Source organism: Bacillus sp. CH_48, from assembly GCF_038008465.1.
GTDB lineage: Bacteria > Bacillota > Bacilli > Bacillales > Bacillaceae_G > Bacillus_A > Bacillus_A thuringiensis_S.
Genome location: NZ_JBBOZF010000001.1, coordinates 4,058,259 through 4,081,404, shown reverse-complemented (window position 1 = coordinate 4,081,404; position 23,146 = coordinate 4,058,259). Strand labels below are relative to the sequence as shown.

Here is a 23,146-nt window from a genome sequence, read left to right as displayed (position 1 = left end):
GTAAGAATCACTATATAAAAAAACAGGTTAAACATTTTATAAAATATTTAATTTTACTAGTAAAGCTAATAAAATTTGGAGAAGAATTTGAACATTTACTGCTATGTCTGTATCCGTAGTCGTAACTGTAACATTTCTAGAATTTCTAATAACAGTTTCTTGTTTATTAATTTGTTTAATAGATGATTTTTGAAACAATTCTTGTGCTACACGGTCAGCTTTTTCACTATCTGCTATAGAAATACTTATTATAACCACGATAGCTGCTTGTAATGCTGCTTGAATAGATAAAGCAGCTTTTGTATCTGTAGTAGTAACTTCTACATCTGCTGAATCTACAATTGTAATAGATTCTTCAGAAATTTGATACGTTTTACTTTCTTGCGCAGCTGCTTCTGAAACGCTAGCATTTTTAAAAGATGGATGAGGATTTGAGGAATCTAATGCACTCCACTTTTTATTTTCATCTGAATGACATGTTTTGTCCATGCGTTCACCCCCTTTCAATCTAAATAATTATTAACTTGTGATTGTATTTCAGAAACAATACTTTTAATTTGCTGCTTTTTTTCTGGTGATAAATTTTTTAGTTTTTCTTCATTTATCCCATGCCTATTAAAAATATCTGAGAGTAAAAGGTCTATAATTATATTCTTTTGATCCTTATCAAACTTAAAGGAAGAAAATTTATTTAAATCATCCATTTACAATGTTCACTCCTATCAGTTTTCTATAAAAATTTCAAATAACTACCAGCATTATATGTATTTAAATAAAAATTGCTTGGACAAGTAACTTAATCTTTTATTTTTACTTTTTTTTACTAATAAAATCAAAAAGCTGTCTTCTAATACGAAGACAGCCCTCCTTTACTTCACATATATAAGTTTTATTCACTGTTAAATAATAAGTTCACCTTTGTTATTGTGTAGTTTTCCACACTTAATTTCCCATCAATCTTGAATATTAATTCGGTCATAATGAGAAGTCCAAGCTTGTACCACATATTACAACAAAAAATATTTACTTAGAGTGAACCCTTGTGGCTAAATATAAATGGGATAGACACTTTATAAAATGTTTAGTTTAACTAGTAACGCTAATAAAATTTGAAGGAGAATTTGAATATTCACTGCAATATCTGTATCAGTAGTTGTTACGGTTACGTTTCTGGAATTTTTAATAAATGTTTTTTGTCTATTAATTTGTTTAATAGATGATTTTTGAAATAATTCTTGTGTTATTTTATCTGCCTTTTCACTATCTGCTATAGAAATACTTACTACAACTACGATAGCTGCTTGTAATGCCGCTTGGATAGATAGCGCAGCTTTTGTATCTGTAGTAGTAACTTGTACATCTGCTGAATCTACTATTTCAATATATTCCTCAGAAACTTGATCGATTTCATCTGTTTGTATAGCTTCTTCTAAAAAATTTGCATTTTTACTATATGAATAAGAATTTACTGATTCGGAATCCTGATTTATTGGCTCAGAAACCTGTTTTTTTGGTTCACAATCCTTTTTTATTGGCTCAGAATCCACTTTTTTTCGTTCAGAATCCCGATTTAATGGATCCCGGTTTTTCTTTCGTCTACAAACTTCACAATCACACATAAAATCACCCCTTTTAAACTAAAAAATTAGCAATATTAAAATATTGGCTAACTACTAGCATTTTATGTATTTTTTAATAATTTGTTTGGACAAGTAACTTGAATTTATATTTTACTTCTAATTTTTTTTTGTAATAACAAAAAATAGCCTTCTAACAAGAAGACAACCATCTTTTATTTCACATTTATATAAAAGACCCATACTTAAATACACTTAACTTCATATGATATTTTTAGAATGAGTAGTCGTTACTGAAGGGCACTTTTCGAAGTGCTCTTATATTTAATCCCCCCTTTTTCAGGAGGATTTTTTTACTAAACTCTAATACAATTTGCATCAACTAGGCTGGCGATTATCACATTTCCTTAAGAGATTCAATTAATACAGTAACTACTAATTAAAATAACGCTATGATCCCTATACACTTAAACAATATTGCGTTACCGAACGTATGAACTAATTTTTATTTTGACTATGTAACACTAAATTCACAACATTATTATCCTATATTTGGTGAAGCCTACATTTCAATGCCAGCAACCCCACACTTTTAATTAATAACTTAAACAAATGTGCTATCTCAAGGTTCCTTTGATATAGTATCTTATGTTCTATATAATGAAGAGAGCGCTAGTATTCGGAAGGAGGATGTATATGAGTATTCAACTAGCTACATCTAACGATTTAAAATGGATTAATAGTCAATATGAATCAATAGGATTTGTACGAAGTGATTTAAAGAGAGATAAAGTTGCAATTATTACATATAACAACGAGTATGCAGGTGTTGGACGATTAGTCCAAATAGATGCAGATACTATAGAAATGGGCGGGATTTTTATTCTCCCTAAATTTAGAGGGCTACAATTAGCTGGTGAGCTTGTTTCATTTTTAGTAGAAACTGTAAAAAAATCACAAATACAAGATGTATATTGTCTTCCTTTTGAGGAATTAGAAAACTTTTATAAGAAATATGGCTATACTGAAGTCGATACTACGAAAGAAGCAGTCCATCCAATTATTCTAAAAAAATATAATTGGTGTTTGGAGAACTACGATAAACACGTTCTACTATTTAAATTGTAAATATAATAAAAAGTATATTCTCAATCGTTTTTCTATCAGTACTCCTAATCGGAGCCTAAGGATTAATCAAAGATATTTTATCTCTCCTTTTATAAATGGCTGATTAAAACTCAATGTTCCGTCAATACTATAGGTAACATGATTGTATTTCTCCATTCTCCCTTGGAGAGGAGCAGTTAGCTTTTGCTAGCTGCTCTTTTATTTTTTCAAAAAGTCACATAAATATCTTTAATTCCAAACATTCAAAAGATAAAATGTGATAAGATTGTTATGAAGATATTTACCAACTAATAAATGCGCCCTAGACTTACGTACTAGGGCGTATTTATTTTTTAGTATGTAATTCCTTCACTCATCTATTATCCACAAAATAAGTATCATACGCTTTATCAAAAACATATCCTAACTTTTCTGCTAGGTTAGCAGATGTAGTATTCGCTGCGTCCCAGTTTGGATACTTTCCATTTTCTAAGCAATCCAATATAAGAGCTGCACTAACTACAGTTGCCAAACCTTTTCTTCTATGATTGTGATCAGTCGCAACTTCAATTTCAATTCCATCATTATAAATACTATACGAGGATGCACCACATACAACTTCTCCGTTATATAAAATGCTATAACCTATACCACGGTTTATATAATCTTCTACCGACTGAAATTGACTTATAAAATCTTCAGAGATTTTATGTAATGTAGGGCTATTTGCGATATGCTCATCTATTCTTTTTAACTCATATCCTTTTGGAAGTATTGATATAAAAGACTGTAATTTTGAACGATTAAAACCTTCTGAATTTCGTTTGAACTTATAGCGTAAAAACTTATCTATTTTTCTTTCATGGAATGTTTCTAAGCGTTGTTTCCACTCTTCACTATTTACGATAACTAAAATTCTTTCAGGAATATTACGTAATAACTCTTCTGTTTCTTGCACATTTGGGTCTCCAGCGTAAAATGTGAAAATTCCTACCGTAACTTGTGCTACTGTTGGATTTTCAAGATCATTTACCCAAGCAGTCCCCATATGCCCTTGTAAATAAGAAAGTAAAATAACGTTATTGAAATCATCAAACATAGAAACTAGTTTTTTTCTTGTATGTATATTCGCTTCATGTATCATTTACATTCCCGCCTTCTATAAAATCAATCTTATTCTAAATCTTTTAGAATAAACTTATATAATTTTTCAATCAACCATTTACCATATAAGAAAACACCTATTAAACTAAATTTTTATATAATTATAAATCATTCACAAATATAAAATTATTATAACATCTAATAAAAAAAGAGTATCTCACTTTTTAAACTTTAGAATATACATCGTGTATGTATAAACCCTCAACATAATGTATGAGGATTTATCAAAAAATGCGTTATAACTCCTTCTTAGAAATAAAAGATTCCATTTCACCATTTTTATATACTTTAGTCAATTTAACAACTGACTTGTACGTGTTAACGTCATCCTTTATCATTTTTTTCAGCTCTTCTATTTCGATATTACTAGTTCCACTCTCTACCTTTAAACAATTTGAAATGTTTAAGTATCCACTAGATGCGAAAAGAATAACGAATGTAATATCAGGAAAATTAATGAACAGCATTCCAAACTTCAAAGGGTTCGCAGCAGTATCCGATAAAACTAATCGAAAATCTAACAGTTCAGGTACTTGAACAAAATCCTTAGAAACAATCGCTTCACCTACAATTGCAACTTGCTTTACTACATTCCCAAGTTCATCTGTAAATTCAGTACATATAGGTGCATCAATTGTTTTCGCTTGTAAACATAAATTTAATTCTGGATTATGAAAATCAAAAAAGATTGTACTCCCCTCTGTTAAACATTGCGGGCACACATTTCCTAGCAAGCTAAAGTCCTCTTCAATATATTTAACTTTCGATTTGCAACTACAAACTTTTCCTATTCGGATTGCATCAATTTTTGAGCAATCTACAAAAATAACCTCACTGTCTTCTTGTACGAATGATACAATCCCTTTCATCGCATTAAATGAAAGAAAATAAGATACAACGATTTCGTTTCCTACTATTACAATACTTTCAACTTTAGTATACGGTTCTAGACTTTGTAAAAATTCACATATACTATTTTGGCAACATCCACAATCACGTTTCGGCTCACAATCCACTTACACTCCATCCCTTCTCTATATAGAATAGCTAATACATATATATGAAAGGAAAACAAAAAAGCTTGGACAATATAACTTTAACGTAGGAATATCGTTACCTATTCATAATATTAGTACGGGAATTACACCAATAATGAGTAATAACACATAATTTTTACTATAAATACATATAACAATTTCATCTTTCATGAAAAAAACGTTATAATGAAGTGTAGCCTCTACGATTACGTTATAAAGGAGATTAAAACAATGGCTAAAATTAAAGTATACCAAGTAAAAGAAGAAAATATGGAAGCAGTAAAAAACATCATTGATGTTGAGGAACAAAACCCAACTGCTGAAAACTTACAAAATCTATATGCATGTGTATTAGAAACTGAAGATATGGCATTGCCTGAATCATACATTGAAGAAGATATCTTAATCGATTCTATGGAAGTTATGGTTAACGCTTCTCAAAGCAAAGTAAGAGACTTAGGTGCATACGATGTAATTGAAGTTCAAAACAAAGGTAAGAAAACACAAATTTTATTACTTGCAGACGAAGAATACGAAATTATTGAAGGCTAATCTAACACCATACATACGAAAAAGCTCCTTTCCAATTGGAAAGGAGCTTTTTCATTACGCTTTTGATGTTTCACTTTTTTTATTTGTTTGTTCTTTCTTAATTACCATGCGCTCATTTCCCATAAAGAAAATGAATATGAATGCTAATCCAGCTGGTACCAATGCCCACATGAATGTTTGAACAATTGAACTAGAAAGAGCATCAATAATCTTATCTAATATTTGCGGAGGGATTTGAGATCTTGCCGATTCTGATAAAATGGCTCTTGAATCCCCTAATGTGTTTGTATTCATTCCCCCGCTCATGCCTTTAAATGCTTCTTCTAATTGATCTTGGAAACCTGTTCTTTGGATCATTCCGAAGATTGTAATACCAAGTGTCATACCTAATGAACGAATGAAATTACTCGTCGAAGTCGCAGATCCGCGCTGTTCCATACCGAAGTTGTGAATAGCTGCCATACTTAGTACAGAGAATGAGAAGCCGACTCCAAATCCGATAATAATCATATACACTGTTAATAATACACGACTTGTTTCTGGCGTTAATGTGCTTAATAAAAATAGTCCAATTAGCATAATAACCGCAGAAATGATCATAATGTTTCGGTAGCTAAGCTTTGTCGTTAAAAACCCACCTAACTGCGCTGTTACGACTGAGCCTAACATCATTGGTAAAAGTAATAATCCCGAGTTTGTTGCAGTGCCACCGTATACACCTTGAATGAATAATGGAATGTATACAGTTGCTGACATAAACGCAGCTCCGTAACATAAAGCAATAATTGTACTCATTCCGAACAAACGTTGTTTAAACATCTCAAATGAAATGATCGGTTCTTCTACTTTACGTTCAATAAAAATGAATGCAATAATTAAAATAGCGAATCCACCAAATAAACTTAAAATAAAGTTAGAATCCCAATCATACTTTTGTCCGCCAAGTTCAAGCGCAAACATTAAAGAAACTACTGCTCCAACTAAAGTAATTGCGCCAAACCAATCAATTTTTTGCTTTCTATGAACTCTTGACTCTTTATAAAAGAATGTAATAAAAATAAGTGCTAAAACGCCAAGCGGTAAGTTAATATAAAATACCCAGTGCCAGCTTATGTAATCTGTAATATACGCACCAAGCAACGGACCAAAAATACTTGATAAACCAAATACTGCTCCGAATAAACCACCCATTTTCCCACGCTTTTCAGGAGGGAAAATATCAAAAACGATAGTAAACGCGATCGGCACTAATGCCCCGCCGCCAATACCTTGAATGGCACGATAAATCCCTAACTGTGTAATATTTTCAGCAGTACCACAAAGTGCCGAACCAATCATAAAGACGATTAAACCGAAAATAAAGAACCTCTTTCTACCATACATATCTGATAGTTTTCCGAATATCGGCATACCTGCCATTTCTGCGACCATATAGGCAGAAACGACCCATACAAAGTTTTCAAGGCCTCCTAAATCACCAACGATTGTTCCCATCGCTGTAACGACAATGGTATTATCCATTGATGCCATTAAAATACCTAGCAATAAGCCCGCTACAACAAAGCCGAGCTTATTATTCTTCTCAACCATAACCTTGCTCTCCCTCATACTACTTATATTTGTTTATGTTCTTTTACGACTGCATTACTTTTTTGGTTAAAACTAGTATGATATTCTACAATACTAATTTCACATCCAGGACCAATTGTAACGTTGTTTCCTCTTACAACTTCAGCAATCGTATGTTCTAAATAGATATCATCTCCTTCAATGATAGATGTTTGGAGGCTTCCAGCATGATTGGTAAATGGAATAAATCTCACTTTTTTACGAACGGTAATCTTCTGACCACCAATTTCTCTTACTTTGCTACCTTCATAACGAAGTGAAATTTCAATATTTTCAGCATTAAGTAATCCATCACTTTCAAGGCCACCAGTTAGTGATAGTTCTTCAACTTCAATATCTCCTTTTACATTTAAAGCGCCTTTCACATCTACGAAATCACCAGTTAATTTCCCCTTAACTTCTATCATACCTCTTACTTTTATTTTTTCAATATGAGCATCACTATGCATTTGTGTATTTCCGTATACTTTTACAGATTCCGCATCTACATTTCCTTGTACTTCACTATCTCCATACACGACATAACTTTTCACTTTCATATTACCGCACACTTCACTCGTGCCGTACGTTTTAAATTCATTACAGCTCATATCATTAGAAATCGTTCCTTCACCGCGAATCTTTACTTTATTATAATCTCCGCCCGCTGAACTACCAGAACCATTAACAGTAAGACTGTGTTGATGTTCCATATCATTTTCTCCCTTCCATTAAATCTGCTTAATTTCTTTTACATTTGCGCTTTTATCAACAGTAAGAACACCCGTATATTCGATTAGTTCAATCTCACAGTTCGGTCCTACCGTAACATTATTTCCTCTTACCGTTCTTATGTGAGCATAATCAATATCGATATTGTCACCTTCTAATAGTTCAGCCTCTAATTGCATACCAAATACTGATTTAAACAGCCTACTAAAAGTACTTAGTCTATGCTTTACTTTAATCGTTTGACCACCAATTTCTTTCGCTCGACATGTACCGTGAATATTAATATTTATTTCATCAGCGCTTAATAATCCGCCAATTGTAAATTGTCCTTCTGAAGAAAAAGTATCCACTTCACAATTACCGTCAATTGTAGCTTGACCATTGACCTTAAATTCTTCACCAGTGACATTTCCACCTATCGTACCTTTTCCTGCAATTTTCAAACTGTTTGCCTTTACATCTTGCGTAATTGTTGCTTTCCCATCAATTCGCATCGTTTCAGCATGAACTGTGCCATCGACTTTACCAGATCCGCTAATTCGTGCACTGCTACTTTTCAAATCGCCAGTAACTGCACCGTAACCGTTACATTCAAATTGCTCACATTCAACATTTCCATTCACAGTTCCTTTTCCGTTTAATTGTACTTTATGAAACTCGCCGCCATTGGATGAACCGTAACCATTTATAATCAAATTATCTGTACGCATACTTTCTCCTCCACTACAACAATTTAGTTTTTAATGCTTCGGTATATTTCATAATCGCTTCGCGTAAAACGATTTTAGTGCCTTTTTCAAAAATTAAATCGTCCACGTTTGAAACTAATAAACATGTAGAAATCCCTAATTTTCGGACAACGATTAAATCACAAGTTTTATGTTTAATTGCTTCATAATTTTCACGTAAAACTTGCAAGACCATTTTTCCTTCTTCTAAACTAATCTCTCCCGATTGTAGTAATTCTTCTAACATGTACACATAAAGAATATCTACAAATTGAAACTCTGCTGTTTTATTCGTTTGTTCTATGAAAAATTGTAAAACTGGTTCTGATGCAATCTCCTTACGTAAAATGTCTTCCTTTGTTAAAAGAATTTCTCTCACACTCGGTGAAAACATATTCGCTAGTTCATCAAGTGATAAATCCTCTTTCATCGTTTGGATCTTATCGATGCGCTCTAATATCTTTTCTTTCGGAAAAAATGTCTCTTGACCCGTGAATGTTGACTTTCGTATAAACCAATCTTCCGGTATTAAATTTTTTCTCTTCCACCTATATAACTGTCCGTATGAAATACCAGTTAGTTCTAATAAATCTTTTTTTGAAATTAAATCTGTACTCAACTGTATAACACCCCTTCCTGATAAAAATGTAACATAACACTGTTACGCTGTAAATAGACTTTTATCACAAGTAGGGTAACAATGTGTAAAACAAACCTATTCCCACATACAAAAAAGGCTCTTACACATCTTATGAAAATGCGCAAAAGCCCTTATATATCAAGATTTAAACCAAATATTATAAAAATCAATCCAACCTTGTGAATTAATCATTATATTTTGGACTTTTTCATGTGTACTTACCTCTTGTTTATTACGATATAAAGGAATAATATGAATTTGACGTAACAAAGTATCCTCAATATCGCGTAACAGTGTAACTCTTTTCTCTAATTCTTCTTGTTTAAAATAAGGAGACAACTTTTCATGAAAGTCCATGCTGCTTTGTCCATGAATAAAACTATTTTTTGTAAGAAACATATATAATAGACTATCTTCTATTCGTTCACTTATTGTGGCACTATCATGCATCATATCGGCCTTTTGTATCGTACTTACTTCCAATAGCTCTTCTATGTCAAGAAAATTATTTTCTACACGAATCCCGTACTTCACACACTCTTTTTGTATCCATTGTGCATCTTCAACATGATCTCGTCCTGTAAATGTGTAGAGTTGTAGCACTTCATTATGATAAGTACTCCTTTTAATTAAACTTTCTACATCTTCCTCAATCTCTACAATGCTTTCACCTGCTAATATTAGTTTCTGTGCCACTTCTCCACGTTCTCCGCCGAGTTCTTGAACGATTGTATAACCATGAATGATTTTATATAATGCTTTCCGAAATAACTCATCTTGCATTGGTCCTTCTTTCGTATGATTACATGTTATATATGTCACGTTCGACTCAAGCCGAGACAATTCTTTATTATGTTTTTCTTTATCTTTATACTGCGCCTTTACTAAAACATCGTATGTACTTACATCTTGTTCTACATTCCACAACTCAACACGATCTAAAAAAGGTCTTTCACGAAAATATAAAGGATGACCTTCTAAAATGAACAAATTTTCATTACTTTTATATAATTGAAAAGGCCCTGTTCCAATTAGCTCTCCTGCTTCATCTTTATTCACGATAGAACACTGTTCTGCACTTAGCATATGTAAAAACATTCGATTTTCCGTATGTAATTGAATTTCGACAACGTAGTCATCCACTGAACGAATACTTTCAACGTGTTGTAACATCCATGCGTGTGCATTATTTTCCAGCTTCATAAATCGATTCAATGAGTATATAACATCATGTGCAGTAAGTTGTTTTCCATTATGAAAGTGAACTCCTTTTCGTAAATAAAACGTCCATATTTTTTCAGCATCATTATATTCCCAGTGAAATGCAAGTCTTGGCTCTATAATGTTTGTATTACCGTCTACATACACGAGTGTATCGAATATATGTTTTACCATATGGCATTCTGAACGCATTGTAGCGTATACAGGATCTAATGTGATATCTAAATTCATTTGTACTTGCAACCGGAGTACATCTCTTCTCCCTTCAGATGTCATTTCAATCTTATGACCAAATATTGAATCCACCCAGGAGTGATATTCTTCCTTTACTAATGGAAAATGTGAGCTATAGCGTTCCACAAATATGCTCCCGCTTTTCACATCCCCTTTTTTCGTTATTTCTTTTCCTCTATCTAAAATTAAAGATATCGGGTCCTTTTGAAATATTAACTTAGAACGATTTCCTCTGCCGCGACCTGGAAACCACTTGATCCAATTTAACTCATCTAATTTTTTTATAATTAATTTACTATTACGCTCTGTACAAAATAATGTTTCAGATATATTTTGCACTGTTACTTCCAATTGTTCTCCCTCTTTTTCCCCTTTTCCATAAGCACTCCATAGTTCAATGTATTGATCTAAAATAAACATCATAATCCCCCTAAAAGGTGAAAAATACTCCCTATTGTTTCTACACTTTTTCCAATTCTTCTTTCATCTTATCATTTCAATATAGAAAGGAGGAATTAATATTGAATTATCTCTTACTTCGTTACAATAAACCTATTTTTATTAGACTGTGTGGTGAATTATTAACCAGAACGACTGAATCTATGTTAGCTATCATTATGATTATTTACGTCAATAAAATGTTAAACGGCAATGTAATAATAACTATGCTGATTTTCGGATTACAGCCACTTTCAGACATTTTATTTACACTTATTGCTGGAGGAATTACTGATAAATATGGCCGGAAAAAGATTATGTTACTCGGCTTATTGCTACAAAGTGTTGCAATCGGTAGTTTCGTTTTCGCTCAATCCGTTTTTATATTTGCACTGTTATATGTCATTAATGGCATTGGCCGTTCCTTATATATTCCGGCTCAACGTGCACAAATTGCTGATTTAACAAAAAAAGAGCAGCAAGCAGAAATTTTTGCTCTCCTACAAACGATGGGAGCAATTGGATCCGTAGTCGGCCCTTTAATCGGTGCAAGTTTTTATAATACTCACCCAGAATATTTATTTATCGTGCAAAGTGTAACCCTTACGATATATGCCGTTGTTGTTTGGACCCAGCTCCCAGAAACCGTTCCACCAATAAGTATGTCAAAACAAACAGTTGAGGCAAGTTCACCAAAGCAATTTATTTTTAAACATTACGCCATATTCGGTCTTATGGTTTCTACACTTCCTATTAGCTTTTTTTATGCACAAACTGAGACGAATTATCGTATTTTCGCAGAACATGTATTTCTTAATCTCGTATTCATACTCGCATTTATTTCAACATGTAAAGCCATTTTGGAAATCATTCTACAAATCTTCCTCGTAAAATGGTCTGAACGATTTTCTATGGCGAAAATCATCCTTATTTCTTACGCCTGCTATACAATAGCTGCAGTTGGCTTTAGTTATTCAACGACGATATTGTCGTTATTCTTCACCTTACTCTTTTTAGTCATTGGAGAAAGTATTGCTCTAAACCATTTATTACGATTCGTTTCAGAAATTGCACCTCATGATAAACGTGGTTTATATTTTTCAATTTACGGTATACACTGGGATATATCTCGAACGTGTGGACCAGTTATTGGTGCAGTTTTATTAAGTAAGTTAAATGGAAGTATGCTGTTTTATATTTGCGCTAGTTTCTTATTAGTTGGAGGTATTGTACAAGCGTTATTTGTTCAAAATTTGGAACGAAAAAAAATCGCAAACCAGCCTACACATAATTTATAAGTTACTACTTTTTCAGTAGATCAACATTTCTTATTGGATGCATGCTAAAAAACAAAAGTGAAGTATTTCGCATATGAAATGAGACGTTCCTTGTTTACAACTAAAACACCTCACTTAAAGAGCGAGGTGTTTTTGAAATCACTTAATTTCTTATCCTGCCATTTTATTAATACTATCCTCTGGTGAAAACACGGAAATATGATCTACATTACCAGTCGATTTTGGAATGACAAATTTTAACTCATACTGGTTATTTACTTTGTATACATATATTTTGTCTCCACCATTCCCTTTAACTGAAGATGGTTTTCCTAACGCTTTTTCAATTTCTTGTAATGTAATCGATTTTAGTTCTGCATGATATGAGCGTACATCAAAAACTTGTGACCCTTTATTAAATCCAAAAACAACATTTTTATTTGTAAAAGTTGCGTACATTCCGTTCCCTGCTTGTTCGGTTTTATTCGCTTTCCCCCATGCTTTTTCTATTTCTTCAATATCCCCTGTATGGGCTCCAAATGGTACATTAGGTACTTTTCCTTCTTTTGCTAATTCAAACAAATCTTTAATGTGGTTAATTGATTTTTGATTAAATGTTCTATTTTTCGAATCTGGCTCAGTTGATGGTTTTGTTGTTTTTTCATTACTTGGTTTTGTTTCAAGATTTTTCTGTTCTTCTGAAGAATTACTTTGTTTATTTTTATTATTTTCCAAGGTTGGATTTGTTTCGTTTTTTTCGTCTGTCTCTTTACATGCGGCTAGCGCAAACATACATGTAAACACCAAAAATAACATAACTATTTTTAAATATATTTTCATCATTTTTACCCCCTATTGCATCTTATTTATTTCGTTAACCAACCCATTACACTACTTTTCAAATTATGTTTGTTCAAAAAAGTCAGTACTTCACTCTCTCAAAAAGCTTGTACAAAATATATTACAAAAGCTGTTTCTAAAAAGTAACCAAGTCTGTTATATCCGAAGTAACTACCTCCTGATAAACGAAACCATTTTCATCTCCTTATTTAACCCTTCTCTTCTCAATGACAATATCCTCTATCTATCACTTAAAACATGTTGTCACAACAGCTCCTTCAAACAGAAAAAAAACCAGTAGGAAGTGATTACTCTTTTCCTACTGGTTGAAATGAAATTAAATGGTAAATCTTAGCTTCTTAAAAAGTGTAGCGATAGTGTTTTTTACAGTTTCAAAATTATAAACAAACGTGTTATCTCCACTTAATGATGAAATACATGTTAAACCTGCAGCTTTAATAAAAGCTTTTACATCTACAAGCATAGAATTAGCCTCCATGAATTTAATTACAATCATTATAACAGGTGTTTTACGATGCTAACATGAAAGTAATAAATAAATTTCTATTATGAATTTATCCTGCTATTTGCCGGGCAGTAAAATCTCCACCTCAAAATTCAGCGGAAACAAAGAAGTTAGATGGGCAGGGCTGCCCGTAAAAGCCTTATTGGTTCAACTAATAATACACCAATTCAATGTCATATAAAAAAGCTGCCCCAAAAGGACAGCTTCAAATATGTATATTATACTTCGATTGATTTACCATCTTCAACAATATGATAAAGTAAGTGCGCTAAATGATGAATTGGACCGTATTCTTCCTCTTCCTCATCTGTTTCGCCTTGGAATTCAAGATCGTTTAAGTATAGCGCTAAAAATTGATAATATAGTTTTAAATCAAATCCGTAGCACGCAGTTGGTTCTTCATGATCCCCTTCATATTGTAACATTAAGTATTGATCATTTCCTTCTGCATCTTCTGCATCAAAGAATACGAAGAAGCCAACGTTTGTATCTAAATCAAATAAATGACGAGTACCTTTTTCAGTTGCTTTATTGAAGTCCTCTTCACTTAATTTATGTACTGTTGTCGCTTTTGCATTATCTTCTTGATGGAAATTTACTGTAAATGATTTCAATGCTGACACCTCCTGATTGTATAATACTAGCATAACATATAAAAAGGACTGCTTACAAATGTAAACAGTCCTGCTACATTCATTTCCGCATTGCTCGTAGTAAAAAACTCACAATGAAAATCAAAATAACCGCACCAATTAAAGCAGGAATGATTGCAAATCCGCCTATTACAGGACCGAAACTACCAAGTAATTTCGTACCAATCCAAGAACCGATAATACCAGCAATAATATTACCAATTACACCACCTGGTACATCCCTTCCAGTAATTAAGCTTGCAAACCATCCTAATAAACCACCAACGATTAAAGACCAAATCATATAATAACCTCCTTTATATTTAACCAATCAAAATATAATTAGAAACAATTGCTTACCATTAGTTATGTGACATTTTTCATAAGTTATTCATGCTGCTCAACTATAAGACTTTTGAGAATAATACAGACTGATAAACCATTTTTCGGACTAACGATTTATCCGACTTATTATTAACACATTAAGGACAATCTGGCTTCAATATTGTTCGCATAAACTCTTCTTTAAAAGCAGGATAGTTAAAACCAACAGCAATTCTTTGAATCGGCCGACCATCAAACCTTGTTGGTTCAGCTATTTTTCTAAAGTCAGCTACACTTTGGCCCCTAGTCACATCATTTGTCGTACTAATCCACACTGCCGATTTTTTATATTCAAAAATACTATCATTTATAAACGAGACAAACGGTAGTAAATCGTGTATAGGGCTTCCACCAATACCCGGATATTCTTTTTTATAGAAGTTCTCATAATAAAAATCAATCATTGGTTTAATGAGTTTCGCCTGTCCAGTTCCTTGTTTATCTATTATATTGGCCATTTCAGGCGTAATAAGCGCGCCCTGTGTTACATTTAACGGGTATATACTAGCGTTTTTCGCATATTTCATAACAATATTTGCTGCAATTGGATCACCATAAAAATTCGCTTCAGATACTGGTGTAACATTACCTGGAAATAGGAAAGCACCGCCCATTATATAATACGAACAAATACGATCCATTATATTGGGATACAATAAAAATAACGTAGCAAGCGTCGTTAGTCTTCCTGTCGCCACAATTATAATATCTTCTGGACAAGGTTCGATTAATTTGATTAATTCACAAAAATTTTCTCGTTTACAAATTCTCATCTCAGGTGGATTAATAGGACCTAAACCGTGATCCCCATGGATTTCAGGGAAAAACAAAGGTTCTTCAGCTGTCATCGGCCTACTCGCACCTTCAATAATTTTTACATGTGTAGCATAGTACCTTTCTAAAAAATATACATTTTCCGTAACGATTTCTCGTGATACATTCCCGTACTCTGCAACAATACCTAGAATATCTAATTTACATGTTTTATTTGCATAAATTAACGCTACGGCGTCATCAATACCAAAGTCTCCAAAAAAGATGATTTTCTTATTAACTATTCTCACCCCTCTTCAGCATAATCTACTATTATTATTATGTGAAAAAGACAAGGCGGTGAAACAGCGCAAACTAAAAAAGCCGCCTATTTATTGGCGACTTCAATCTTTTTATAAGACAAATATGCTAGTACATTTTTACTCGAATCGTATTTCGGGTTATTTCCTTTTCTCGGCTCTCTCATATGTGTCTTTTCAAATCCAGGAATGTCCGGCATTTTCCCCATAAATTCAAGCATTTCTTCCTCAGTACCTTCAATGCGTACACGAATCATTATAACTATTCCTCAATTCTCAGTTTCTCTGTACTAAGTATATCGTACTTCAGAAAGACTGCAACACATTTATCTTTTTAATGTTGTACTTTTTTTACATATAAACATAGCCATTTCAGTATAGAATGAATCTACTTTATTATTTTTAAATTGAATATTAAAATATCCCTTCATTTCGTTTGGCGCTTTCATCATACATTCTGTTAATTTTTCACGCTTTTGTACAGGGACATTCATCATATTACACCACCAGTCAAAATCAAACTTCTTATCAAAAGTAAGACATGACTGCATTTGCAAACCGTTTTTTTCTAATAAAGTAAGCCATTCTGTCTTTTTTAGAGCTCGTTCATGACTTGGGTCCCGCTTTTTTCTATAAAATTATAAAATGTATCATATTCATTATTTTCTGGCGAAACATTATCTATTAAGATGAATAATCCATTATTCTCCAACGTACGATTTACTTCAAAAATAAATTGAGCCGGATTCGTAAAATGATGGGCTGCAATCCGGCATGTAATTGTATCAAAAAAATGGTCTGCAAATGGTAAATCCTCTGCGTTTCCTACTACAAAAGACACATTTCCATGACCATTCTGCTTTATAAAACCTTTTGCTTCTTCTAACATCTGTTCTGTTAAATCAAGTGCAACTACTTCTTCAAACATAGGTGCTAACATATTCGCAACATGTCCGCCACCAGTAGCAACATCAAGAAGACGATTATTATGGCGAGACGCAACTTGTTGAACTACATATTGTAAGTCCTGTCCTTTAGCATGTATTTTACTATTCACATACTTATCTGCATTACTGCCAAACTGTTTTTTCACAAGCTCTTCCTTACTCATTTTATCATCTTCTTTCTATTGTTATTTACATATACGATTCATATAATTATTACAATTCTCTTCATGTATTTTCAAATCCTCTTTTCATCTCACTTCTTATCAAGTTTACCTATAATCAAAATAATATAATTTTACGTTTTACCATTAAACAAAAAAGGCTACGGGAACTTGTCCCCTAACCTGACTAAATATTTACTACATTTTTATTTCTTCGTATATATCTATATAATATAAATCCTCTTTCAACTTCATAATAACATCTACTTCGTTATAAGTAGCCTCACGAGCATGTAAACCAAATTGATCCATACCAATCCATATCCACCCAGGTGTATGATATAAAACATCTAAGTTAAAATAATCTAATTTAGTAAGCTCCGATGTAATAAATTTATCTTTATTAGCGATTTGTTTATCTAGTAAACCATATTCTTTACCATTTTCAAATAGCGATATAACTTTCCCTACAATCGGATGTTCACGAACAATAAAATGATATTCCTTTTCCTCTACATTTGCCACAATCAAACGAGAAACAGATAAATCAGCCCCCGAATTCGACATATTTGTTTATTCACCTCCTTATATAGGTTTCTTCAATATAATAACAAATGAATATTCAAATTAAGTTAATATAATGTAAAAAATAAAAAGCTGACTTCCCTTTAGAAATCAACCTTTACAATTTGATCAACTTTATACTTTTACAAATTATTATAATGTTTCTTTTTCCTCATCATTTCCGGAAACTAAACTTCCTATAGCATCCGCTGTTACTTCTACTACAAATTCACAAATACCTGCTACAACTTCTCCAATTACTTCATCCATCTTTTTACCCCCTTATTTTATGCAACTTATTTGTAGTATAGAAGAAATTGGTGAATGTAAACTATCGAAAAAGGTGACATAAACCTTACAAAATTGTAAGCTCTTTCATCCCTTTACTTACTTCCTTTGAAACTCCAAGTATTTTTAGCAGACATATAGGCCATCATAATATGAAGAAAGTAATAATCTAGTGTCAGGAGGCGTTTAATATATATTATGTAAAATTAATTAAAGGTCAATCTTTCTACGCTTTTGACCATCGTTTCTTAGTGTCTGAAGAAGAAGAGGTTTCTGAGAGAATTTATAATTACTTACGACGTAATGAATTTTTTGAAGTACGTAAAGAAGAATATTCTGCTTAATTACAAAAAGCATTAAGAAAAATATCATCTTATTATGATATATTCTTGATGCTTTTATGTAAATTGCTTCTTTTCAACAATTGTTGTGGACTCTATTATAATATTCTAGTATTTGTCCAAGATAATTCATCCCTATTTCCGTATTTCAGTATATGAAGAGGTTGTGAATATGACTCATATCATTGATTATTAAGCTACTCAACCTATAAGTAAAACTGATGCAACAACTTTTGCAATCCCCTCTTCTCCAAACAAAGTAATTCTAGCAAATTTGAAATTGAGAATTTCAAGTAGAGATTCACGTAATAATCGAGTAGAATTAATAGCTACAGTTGGTGTAGAAGGTATAACTGAGATTTCACAAGTTTTATTCCGAATTTTCCTTGATAACATTGAAATTTTCAATACACAAGTAGGTATTGAATCAACAAATTCTGAACAATTTTACGTACAAACATTCCAAGCTACAGACCAAAACATTAGCAGTGGAACACACGAATATTCATTAACTGTAGAAAACCTTATTAGTAGTGCAAGTGCAGAAGTTGCTGGTCCTCTATCTTTTAGCGCTTTAGCTATTGGACAAGAGCGTAAATATTGCTAATTGAAATTAATGTTTAATTTTGTACTTTGGAAAAGCAAGACGTAGTTATACGTTCTTGCTTTTTTATATTTATCCTTACTTTCTATTAGCTTTAATCATGAATTTTTTACGTTTTGCTTCATTTATTTCATCAATTAATACATCAAATTTTTTACAAATCAAAAAGATTGAAATCCAATTATGAAACACGTAATATAGACTCTGACTCTAAAAAAGTTCGTATAAAAATACTACATAAATAAGGAGGTTTTATATACGAGTTTTTTCATTTTAAAAGACGGAGAGGTTTTATGTTATGTGGCGTAATAAAAATGTTTGGATTGTTTTAATTGGGGAGTTTATTGCAGGTCTAGGATTATGGCTTGGTATTCTTGGCAACCTTGAGTTTATGCAAAAATATGTCCCTTCTGATTTCATGAAATCAGTTATATTATTTATCGGACTATTAGCCGGTGTTCTAGTTGGCCCTATGGCCGGTCGTGTCATCGATCAGTATGAAAAGAAAAAAGTTCTTCTTTACGCTGGATTTGGTCGAGTTTTAAGTGTTATTTTCATGTTTTTCGCTATTCAATTTGAAAGTATCGCATTTATGATTGCATTTATGGTTGCTCTTCAAATTTCAGCAGCATTTTATTTCCCTGCATTACAATCTGTAATTCCACTCATCGTACGTGAGAATGAGTTATTACAAATGAACGGTGTACATATGAATGTTGGTACAATCGCTCGTATTGCAGGTACTTCACTAGGTGGAATTCTTTTAGTTGTAATGAGTTTACAGTATATGTACGCCTTTTCAATGGCAGCATACGCCTTATTATTCCTCTCGACGTTCTTCCTACAATTCGAAGACAAGAAATCAACAACACCAAGTAAACAAGCTGCAAAAGACAATAGCTTTATGGAAGTATTTCGTATTTTAAAAGGAATTCCTATTGCTTTTACAGCACTTATATTAAGTATCATCCCTCTATTATTTATAGCAGGGTTTAATTTAATGGTTATTAACATTAGCGAAATGCAACATGATCCTACGATTAAAGGGTTCATATATACAATTGAAGGTGTCGCATTTATGTTAGGTGCCTTCGTAATTAAACGTCTATCTGATCATTTCAAACCCGAAAAATTACTATATTTCTTCGCAATTTGTACTGCTTTTGCACACCTGTCATTGTTCTTTAGCGATATAAAATGGATGGCTCTTACATCATTTGGTTTGTTTGGGTTTAGTGTTGGCTGCTTCTTCCCTATTATGTCGACAATTTTCCAAACGAAAGTGGAAAAAAGTTATCACGGTCGCCTCTTCTCATTCCGTAATATGTTTGAGAGGGTTATGTTCCAAATCGTCTTACTTGGCACAGGGTTCTTCTTAGATACAATTGGGTTACAATATATGGTTCTCATCTTCGGAGTCGTTTCATTATTGATTATTTCTATTTCCCTTTCTAAGCAGAAACATTATGAAAAACAGCATTCACAATCTGCGAATTTATAAAATAAACAAAGAAGTATGGATATAATATTGAATCCATACTTCTTTGTTCTATAATACGCCTATTTATTACGTTTATTGAAATTACCTAAAGGAGTATCCCCCTTTTATTTCGAATAGATTATAAAGAGTACTCTTTATAAAAGGAGTGGTAAAATGTCTGATGGCATTGAAGTATTTATTGTCCTGCTCTTTGCAATTGCTCTGTTTAGCATCCTAAACTTTTTAGCCATTTCCTTATCTGGACATAGTTTTAAAAAAAGAATCGTGGCAGGTTTCATATTTTTACTACTGACTCCCATTGTCTTTTTGACTATCGCAACATTTGCTTCTATATTCGATAAAGCAGGATTTGGCGCAGGTACGTTAGCCTTTATGATCGCAAGCGTATATATATTAAATGGAATAGTGCTTCTGCTTCCCTCTTTATTTATCCTCAAAAAAGATATAACATAGGCTATGGTACTAGCATGAATCTGACTTTACACTAGATTCATGCTTATTTAATTTCTCCTAAATTTTTATATGAAATTAAATAATTCTTTAAAAAAATTTAAACTTTATTTATTATAATATCCCTATCGTATTCGCACGTTTATTCAAATTTAAAAGAAAGGAGCACAAAATGAAAAAGGTTCTACTTACAATTCCTATACTAATCATCCTACTTAGTGGATGCAGCAATAACGATATATACGGTTCTTGGGAAGTCGTTGACAATAAAAATGGTGAATGCCCTGTATATTATAAATTTGAAACAGTTGTCAAAAAAGAAAATAAAGAGGAAATTGTGCAAAATTTAGTAGAAATGCAAACCAAAAAGAATAAAGACGATTTATATAAAGGCTCATTTGTCAAAAATTCTAATGTATATCACATTGATTATGGTAATTCATTTACATCAGAGCAAACTTTAAAAGTTGCCGACGGTACATTAAATGTATACTTTTTGACAGCTGAAAAATTATGCACGTATAAAAAGAAATGATTATATTTCAGAGGAAACGCAGAAAATATTTTCTGCGTTATTTCACTTTAGAAATCTTCCACAAATACTTAATAAAAACTATAAAATAACTTAAGTTATATAAAATGAATCCTATAATAGACATTTCAATTAACACGTCTACGCTATTTACATCGATACTTTTCAAAATAGGCTAATACTTCCTCTAAATTTGTCAATCGTTTTAATTTTCATAAAAAAATGATAAAATATAAACATGTGTTTTCAGAATAATTAAAAACGCAGAATGAAAGCACTGTTTTAGGAGGGGTTTTGATGACTTACACGTTAGCAACTAGAATGAAAGCATTCCAATCTTCTATATTTAGTGAATTAGGAGCCTATAAAAAAGAAAAAATTGCAGCAGGTCATAACATGATTGATTTGAGCATCGGAAATCCTGATATGCCGCCCGCTGATTTTGTAAGAGAAACAATGGTACATACAGCGAGTGAGAAAGAGAGCTACGGGTATACATTATCAGGTATTCAAGAATTTCACGAAGCTGTAACTGAATATTACAACAACACTCATAACGTTTTATTAAATGCAGATAAAGAAGTTTTATTATTAATGGGTTCACAAGACGGGCTCGTTCATTTACCTATGGTTTATGCAAATCCAGGTGATATTATATTAGTTCCTGATCCAGGATATACAGCTTATGAAACAGGTATTCAAATGGCTGGTGCAACATCTTACTACATGCCTTTAAAGAAAGAGAATGATTTCTTACCAGACTTAGAAGTCATCCCTGAAGAAATTGCCGATCAAGCGAAGATGATGATTTTAAACTTCCCAGGGAATCCCGTTCCAGCAATGGCCCATGAAGATTTCTTTAAAGAAGTAATCGCATTCGCGAAAAAGCATAATATTATCGTTGTCCATGATTTTGCTTATGCTGAATTTTATTTCGATGGTAATAAGCCAATTAGCTTCCTCTCTGTACATGGTGCTAAAGAAGTTGGCGTAGAAATCAATTCTTTGTCAAAAAGTTATAGTTTAGCAGGTAGCCGTATTGGATATATGATTGGAAACGAAGAAATTGTTCGTGCACTTACTCAATTTAAATCTAATACCGACTACGGTGTATTTTTACCAATTCAAAAAGCGGCATCTGCAGCACTAAGAAATGGCGCTGTATTTTGTGAGAAAAACCGCGATATTTATCAAGAACGGAGAGATACTTTAGTCGATGGATTCCGAACATTTGGCTGGAATGTCGATAAGCCAGCTGGTAGTATGTTTGTCTGGGCTGAAATTCCACAAGGATGGACTTCTCTAGACTTCGCTTATGCATTAATGGATCGTGCGAATGTCGTTGTTACACCTGGTCATGCATTTGGACCTCACGGAGAAGGCTTCGTACGTATTGCACTCGTTCAAGATAAAGAAGTGTTGCAACAAGTTGTTGAAAACATTAGAAATAGCGGCATTTTCACTCTTGAAAAAGTAAATGAATTAGTTAAAAATTAGTTCCCACTCCCCTGCTTAAATTTAGCAGGGGTATTATTAATTGGAGGTACTTTCATATGCATATTAAAGACACTCTTCCCCATCGTTATCCATTTTTAATGACTGATAAAGTAACAAATGTAAAACAAGGTGAATCCGTTACAGGATATAAACTCATTACAAATAACGAATGGTTTATAAATGATAATCAAAAACATATGCCTCATATGTTAATTGTAGAAGCACTTGCTCAGCTTAGTGCATTTGTACATACAAGTGATTCTGAAGGACTAGGATTCCTCTCCTCTTTAGATGGAGTTGAATTCCAAGGAAAAGCATATCCCGGTGATAAACTTGATTTACATTATGAACTAACGCGCAATCGCCGAGGTTTTGTTCTTGGTAAAGGTATTGCAACTGTAAACGACCAGCCTATTGTAACTATAGAAAAACTATTAATATATCAAGCAGATTAAAGTGTTCCTTATATCAGTTGGAAATATCTATTCTCA

27 protein-coding genes and 2 pseudogenes are annotated in these 23,146 nt (G+C 32.6%); 10 read left to right on the top strand and 19 right to left on the bottom strand.

Features of this window, described 5'->3' with window-relative positions:
- Window positions 1-36: 36 nt before the first annotated feature.
- From N2V92_RS20520 to N2V92_RS20510, 3 genes are all read right to left on the bottom strand, one after another.
- Window positions 37-489 (bottom strand): spore coat protein, encoded by a 453-nt coding sequence (locus N2V92_RS20520; RefSeq protein ID WP_000361676.1) that lies wholly within the window; start codon window positions 487-489, stop codon window positions 37-39.
- Between the two features lie 14 nt (window positions 490-503).
- The gene (locus tag N2V92_RS20515) at window positions 504-704 is read right to left on the bottom strand and encodes a spore coat protein W (protein WP_000342253.1); all 201 of its coding nucleotides are present in this window, start codon (window positions 702-704) and stop codon (window positions 504-506) included.
- A gap of 366 nt (window positions 705-1,070) precedes the next feature.
- On the bottom strand, window positions 1,071-1,619 hold the full coding sequence (locus N2V92_RS20510) for a spore coat protein (RefSeq protein WP_000332789.1): 549 nt from the start codon (window positions 1,617-1,619) through the stop codon (window positions 1,071-1,073).
- Window positions 1,620-2,273: 654 nt separating this feature from the next.
- Between N2V92_RS20510 and N2V92_RS20505 the strand changes: the two genes are divergently transcribed.
- Entirely contained in the window at window positions 2,274-2,705 is a 432-nt protein-coding gene (locus tag N2V92_RS20505; RefSeq protein ID WP_000027167.1) for a GNAT family N-acetyltransferase, read from the top strand.
- A gap of 352 nt (window positions 2,706-3,057) precedes the next feature.
- On the opposite strand, the gene N2V92_RS20500 is transcribed toward N2V92_RS20505, so the two are convergent.
- Together N2V92_RS20500 and N2V92_RS20495 are read right to left on the bottom strand one after the other, a co-directional pair.
- Window positions 3,058-3,828, bottom strand: a complete 771-nt coding sequence (locus N2V92_RS20500) for a GNAT family N-acetyltransferase (protein WP_000581062.1) — start codon at window positions 3,826-3,828, stop codon at window positions 3,058-3,060.
- A 256-nt stretch (window positions 3,829-4,084) separates the two neighbouring features.
- Complete coding sequence (locus N2V92_RS20495; RefSeq protein WP_000340383.1) at window positions 4,085-4,864, bottom strand: BC_2878 family exosporium-associated protein; 780 nt, start codon at window positions 4,862-4,864, stop codon at window positions 4,085-4,087.
- A 252-nt stretch (window positions 4,865-5,116) separates the two neighbouring features.
- Here N2V92_RS20495 and N2V92_RS20490 point away from each other — a divergent pair, with 252 nt between their 5' ends.
- Window positions 5,117-5,437, top strand: coding sequence for a hypothetical protein (locus N2V92_RS20490; RefSeq protein ID WP_001062742.1), 321 nt, complete (start codon window positions 5,117-5,119; stop codon window positions 5,435-5,437).
- 54 nt (window positions 5,438-5,491) lie between these two features.
- On the opposite strand, the gene N2V92_RS20485 is transcribed toward N2V92_RS20490, so the two are convergent.
- The 5 genes from N2V92_RS20485 to N2V92_RS20465 form a co-directional block, all read right to left on the bottom strand.
- On the bottom strand, window positions 5,492-7,027 hold the full coding sequence (locus N2V92_RS20485) for an MDR family MFS transporter (protein WP_000229633.1): 1,536 nt from the start codon (window positions 7,025-7,027) through the stop codon (window positions 5,492-5,494).
- A gap of 23 nt (window positions 7,028-7,050) precedes the next feature.
- Window positions 7,051-7,758, bottom strand: coding sequence for a hypothetical protein (locus N2V92_RS20480; protein ID WP_000401029.1), 708 nt, complete (start codon window positions 7,756-7,758; stop codon window positions 7,051-7,053).
- An 18-nt stretch (window positions 7,759-7,776) separates the two neighbouring features.
- Window positions 7,777-8,487, bottom strand: a complete 711-nt coding sequence (locus N2V92_RS20475) for a bactofilin family protein (RefSeq protein ID WP_001258382.1) — start codon at window positions 8,485-8,487, stop codon at window positions 7,777-7,779.
- Between the two features lie 13 nt (window positions 8,488-8,500).
- A complete protein-coding gene (locus N2V92_RS20470) occupies window positions 8,501-9,124 on the bottom strand; it encodes a YhbD family protein (RefSeq protein WP_000102234.1) in 624 nt (207 codons plus the stop codon).
- 159 nt (window positions 9,125-9,283) lie between these two features.
- Window positions 9,284-11,020 (bottom strand): ABC transporter substrate-binding protein, encoded by a 1,737-nt coding sequence (locus N2V92_RS20465; RefSeq protein WP_000470217.1) that lies wholly within the window; start codon window positions 11,018-11,020, stop codon window positions 9,284-9,286.
- 101 nt (window positions 11,021-11,121) lie between these two features.
- Between N2V92_RS20465 and N2V92_RS20460 the strand changes: the two genes are divergently transcribed.
- Complete coding sequence (locus N2V92_RS20460; RefSeq protein ID WP_001108447.1) at window positions 11,122-12,336, top strand: MDR family MFS transporter; 1,215 nt, start codon at window positions 11,122-11,124, stop codon at window positions 12,334-12,336.
- A gap of 150 nt (window positions 12,337-12,486) precedes the next feature.
- Here the strand turns inward: N2V92_RS20460 and N2V92_RS20455 are convergent, their stop codons facing one another.
- The 9 genes and pseudogenes from N2V92_RS20455 to N2V92_RS20415 all read right to left on the bottom strand — a co-directional run bounded on the left by N2V92_RS20455 (window position 12,487) and on the right by N2V92_RS20415 (window position 17,445).
- On the bottom strand, window positions 12,487-13,158 hold the full coding sequence (locus tag N2V92_RS20455) for a YjgB family protein (protein WP_002082626.1): 672 nt from the start codon (window positions 13,156-13,158) through the stop codon (window positions 12,487-12,489).
- A gap of 23 nt (window positions 13,159-13,181) precedes the next feature.
- Window positions 13,182-13,352, bottom strand: a pseudogene (locus N2V92_RS20450) (aminopeptidase); the annotation flags it as partial.
- A 140-nt stretch (window positions 13,353-13,492) separates the two neighbouring features.
- Window positions 13,493-13,639, bottom strand: a complete 147-nt coding sequence (locus N2V92_RS20445) for a hypothetical protein (protein WP_000959552.1) — start codon at window positions 13,637-13,639, stop codon at window positions 13,493-13,495.
- 260 nt (window positions 13,640-13,899) lie between these two features.
- Entirely contained in the window at window positions 13,900-14,295 is a 396-nt protein-coding gene (locus N2V92_RS20440) for a hypothetical protein (RefSeq protein ID WP_000834883.1), read from the bottom strand.
- A gap of 79 nt (window positions 14,296-14,374) precedes the next feature.
- A complete protein-coding gene (locus N2V92_RS20435; protein ID WP_000638310.1) occupies window positions 14,375-14,617 on the bottom strand; it encodes a GlsB/YeaQ/YmgE family stress response membrane protein in 243 nt (80 codons plus the stop codon).
- A 178-nt stretch (window positions 14,618-14,795) separates the two neighbouring features.
- Window positions 14,796-15,761: a nucleoside hydrolase gene (locus N2V92_RS20430; RefSeq protein WP_001223689.1), complete on the bottom strand. Its 966-nt coding sequence runs from the start codon at window positions 15,759-15,761 to the stop codon at window positions 14,796-14,798.
- 77 nt (window positions 15,762-15,838) lie between these two features.
- The gene (locus N2V92_RS20425; RefSeq protein WP_000621885.1) at window positions 15,839-16,027 is read right to left on the bottom strand and encodes a DUF3970 family protein; all 189 of its coding nucleotides are present in this window, start codon (window positions 16,025-16,027) and stop codon (window positions 15,839-15,841) included.
- A 69-nt stretch (window positions 16,028-16,096) separates the two neighbouring features.
- A pseudogene (locus N2V92_RS20420) lies at window positions 16,097-16,881 on the bottom strand (class I SAM-dependent methyltransferase).
- A gap of 195 nt (window positions 16,882-17,076) precedes the next feature.
- Window positions 17,077-17,445: a hypothetical protein gene (locus N2V92_RS20415; RefSeq protein WP_000071474.1), complete on the bottom strand. Its 369-nt coding sequence runs from the start codon at window positions 17,443-17,445 to the stop codon at window positions 17,077-17,079.
- A 476-nt stretch (window positions 17,446-17,921) separates the two neighbouring features.
- Here N2V92_RS20415 and N2V92_RS20410 point away from each other — a divergent pair, with 476 nt between their 5' ends.
- From N2V92_RS20410 to N2V92_RS20380, 7 genes are all read left to right on the top strand, one after another.
- The gene (locus N2V92_RS20410; RefSeq protein ID WP_074789873.1) at window positions 17,922-18,074 is read left to right on the top strand and encodes a YqbF domain-containing protein; all 153 of its coding nucleotides are present in this window, start codon (window positions 17,922-17,924) and stop codon (window positions 18,072-18,074) included.
- 205 nt (window positions 18,075-18,279) lie between these two features.
- Entirely contained in the window at window positions 18,280-18,678 is a 399-nt protein-coding gene (gene exsC, locus N2V92_RS20405) for an exosporium protein ExsC (protein WP_223266670.1), read from the top strand.
- A 295-nt stretch (window positions 18,679-18,973) separates the two neighbouring features.
- Window positions 18,974-20,176 carry an MFS transporter gene (locus tag N2V92_RS20400; protein ID WP_000269263.1) on the top strand — a complete coding sequence of 401 codons (1,203 nt, stop codon included), beginning with the start codon at window positions 18,974-18,976 and terminating at the stop codon, window positions 20,174-20,176.
- Window positions 20,177-20,329: 153 nt separating this feature from the next.
- Window positions 20,330-20,629, top strand: a complete 300-nt coding sequence (locus N2V92_RS20395) for a hypothetical protein (protein WP_042598077.1) — start codon at window positions 20,330-20,332, stop codon at window positions 20,627-20,629.
- 169 nt (window positions 20,630-20,798) lie between these two features.
- Window positions 20,799-21,161, top strand: coding sequence for a hypothetical protein (locus N2V92_RS20390; protein WP_000757021.1), 363 nt, complete (start codon window positions 20,799-20,801; stop codon window positions 21,159-21,161).
- 294 nt (window positions 21,162-21,455) lie between these two features.
- Window positions 21,456-22,655, top strand: coding sequence for an LL-diaminopimelate aminotransferase (locus tag N2V92_RS20385; RefSeq protein ID WP_000222696.1), 1,200 nt, complete (start codon window positions 21,456-21,458; stop codon window positions 22,653-22,655).
- 56 nt (window positions 22,656-22,711) lie between these two features.
- Complete coding sequence (locus tag N2V92_RS20380) at window positions 22,712-23,110, top strand: 3-hydroxyacyl-ACP dehydratase FabZ family protein (protein WP_000547673.1); 399 nt, start codon at window positions 22,712-22,714, stop codon at window positions 23,108-23,110.
- The last annotated feature ends 36 nt before the right edge of the window (window positions 23,111-23,146 follow it).

Excerpts from the sequence above, each read along its gene's own strand:
- N2V92_RS20510 (WP_000332789.1), bottom strand. The coding sequence starts at position 1,619 with ATGTGTGATTGTGAAGTTTGTAGACGAAAGAAAAACCGGGATCCATTA.
- N2V92_RS20435 (WP_000638310.1), bottom strand. The coding sequence starts at position 14,617 with ATGATTTGGTCTTTAATCGTTGGTGGTTTATTAGGATGGTTTGCAAGC.
- N2V92_RS20515 (WP_000342253.1), bottom strand. The coding sequence starts at position 704 with ATGGATGATTTAAATAAATTTTCTTCCTTTAAGTTTGATAAGGATCAA.
- N2V92_RS20500 (WP_000581062.1), bottom strand. The coding sequence starts at position 3,828 with ATGATACATGAAGCGAATATACATACAAGAAAAAAACTAGTTTCTATG.
- N2V92_RS20385 (WP_000222696.1), top strand. The coding sequence starts at position 21,456 with ATGACTTACACGTTAGCAACTAGAATGAAAGCATTCCAATCTTCTATA.
- N2V92_RS20520 (WP_000361676.1), bottom strand. The coding sequence starts at position 489 with ATGGACAAAACATGTCATTCAGATGAAAATAAAAAGTGGAGTGCATTA.
- N2V92_RS20415 (WP_000071474.1), bottom strand. The coding sequence starts at position 17,445 with ATGTCGAATTCGGGGGCTGATTTATCTGTTTCTCGTTTGATTGTGGCA.
- N2V92_RS20400 (WP_000269263.1), top strand. The coding sequence starts at position 18,974 with ATGTGGCGTAATAAAAATGTTTGGATTGTTTTAATTGGGGAGTTTATT.
- N2V92_RS20425 (WP_000621885.1), bottom strand. The coding sequence starts at position 16,027 with ATGATTCGTGTACGCATTGAAGGTACTGAGGAAGAAATGCTTGAATTT.
- N2V92_RS20455 (WP_002082626.1), bottom strand. The coding sequence starts at position 13,158 with ATGATGAAAATATATTTAAAAATAGTTATGTTATTTTTGGTGTTTACA.
- N2V92_RS20380 (WP_000547673.1), top strand. The coding sequence starts at position 22,712 with ATGCATATTAAAGACACTCTTCCCCATCGTTATCCATTTTTAATGACT.
- N2V92_RS20480 (WP_000401029.1), bottom strand. The coding sequence starts at position 7,758 with ATGGAACATCAACACAGTCTTACTGTTAATGGTTCTGGTAGTTCAGCG.
- N2V92_RS20505 (WP_000027167.1), top strand. The coding sequence starts at position 2,274 with ATGAGTATTCAACTAGCTACATCTAACGATTTAAAATGGATTAATAGT.
- N2V92_RS20490 (WP_001062742.1), top strand. The coding sequence starts at position 5,117 with ATGGCTAAAATTAAAGTATACCAAGTAAAAGAAGAAAATATGGAAGCA.
- N2V92_RS20475 (WP_001258382.1), bottom strand. The coding sequence starts at position 8,487 with ATGCGTACAGATAATTTGATTATAAATGGTTACGGTTCATCCAATGGC.
- N2V92_RS20390 (WP_000757021.1), top strand. The coding sequence starts at position 20,799 with ATGAAAAAGGTTCTACTTACAATTCCTATACTAATCATCCTACTTAGT.
- N2V92_RS20395 (WP_042598077.1), top strand. The coding sequence starts at position 20,330 with ATGTCTGATGGCATTGAAGTATTTATTGTCCTGCTCTTTGCAATTGCT.
- N2V92_RS20445 (WP_000959552.1), bottom strand. The coding sequence starts at position 13,639 with ATGCTTGTAGATGTAAAAGCTTTTATTAAAGCTGCAGGTTTAACATGT.
- N2V92_RS20465 (WP_000470217.1), bottom strand. The coding sequence starts at position 11,020 with ATGTTTATTTTAGATCAATACATTGAACTATGGAGTGCTTATGGAAAA.
- N2V92_RS20485 (WP_000229633.1), bottom strand. The coding sequence starts at position 7,027 with ATGGTTGAGAAGAATAATAAGCTCGGCTTTGTTGTAGCGGGCTTATTG.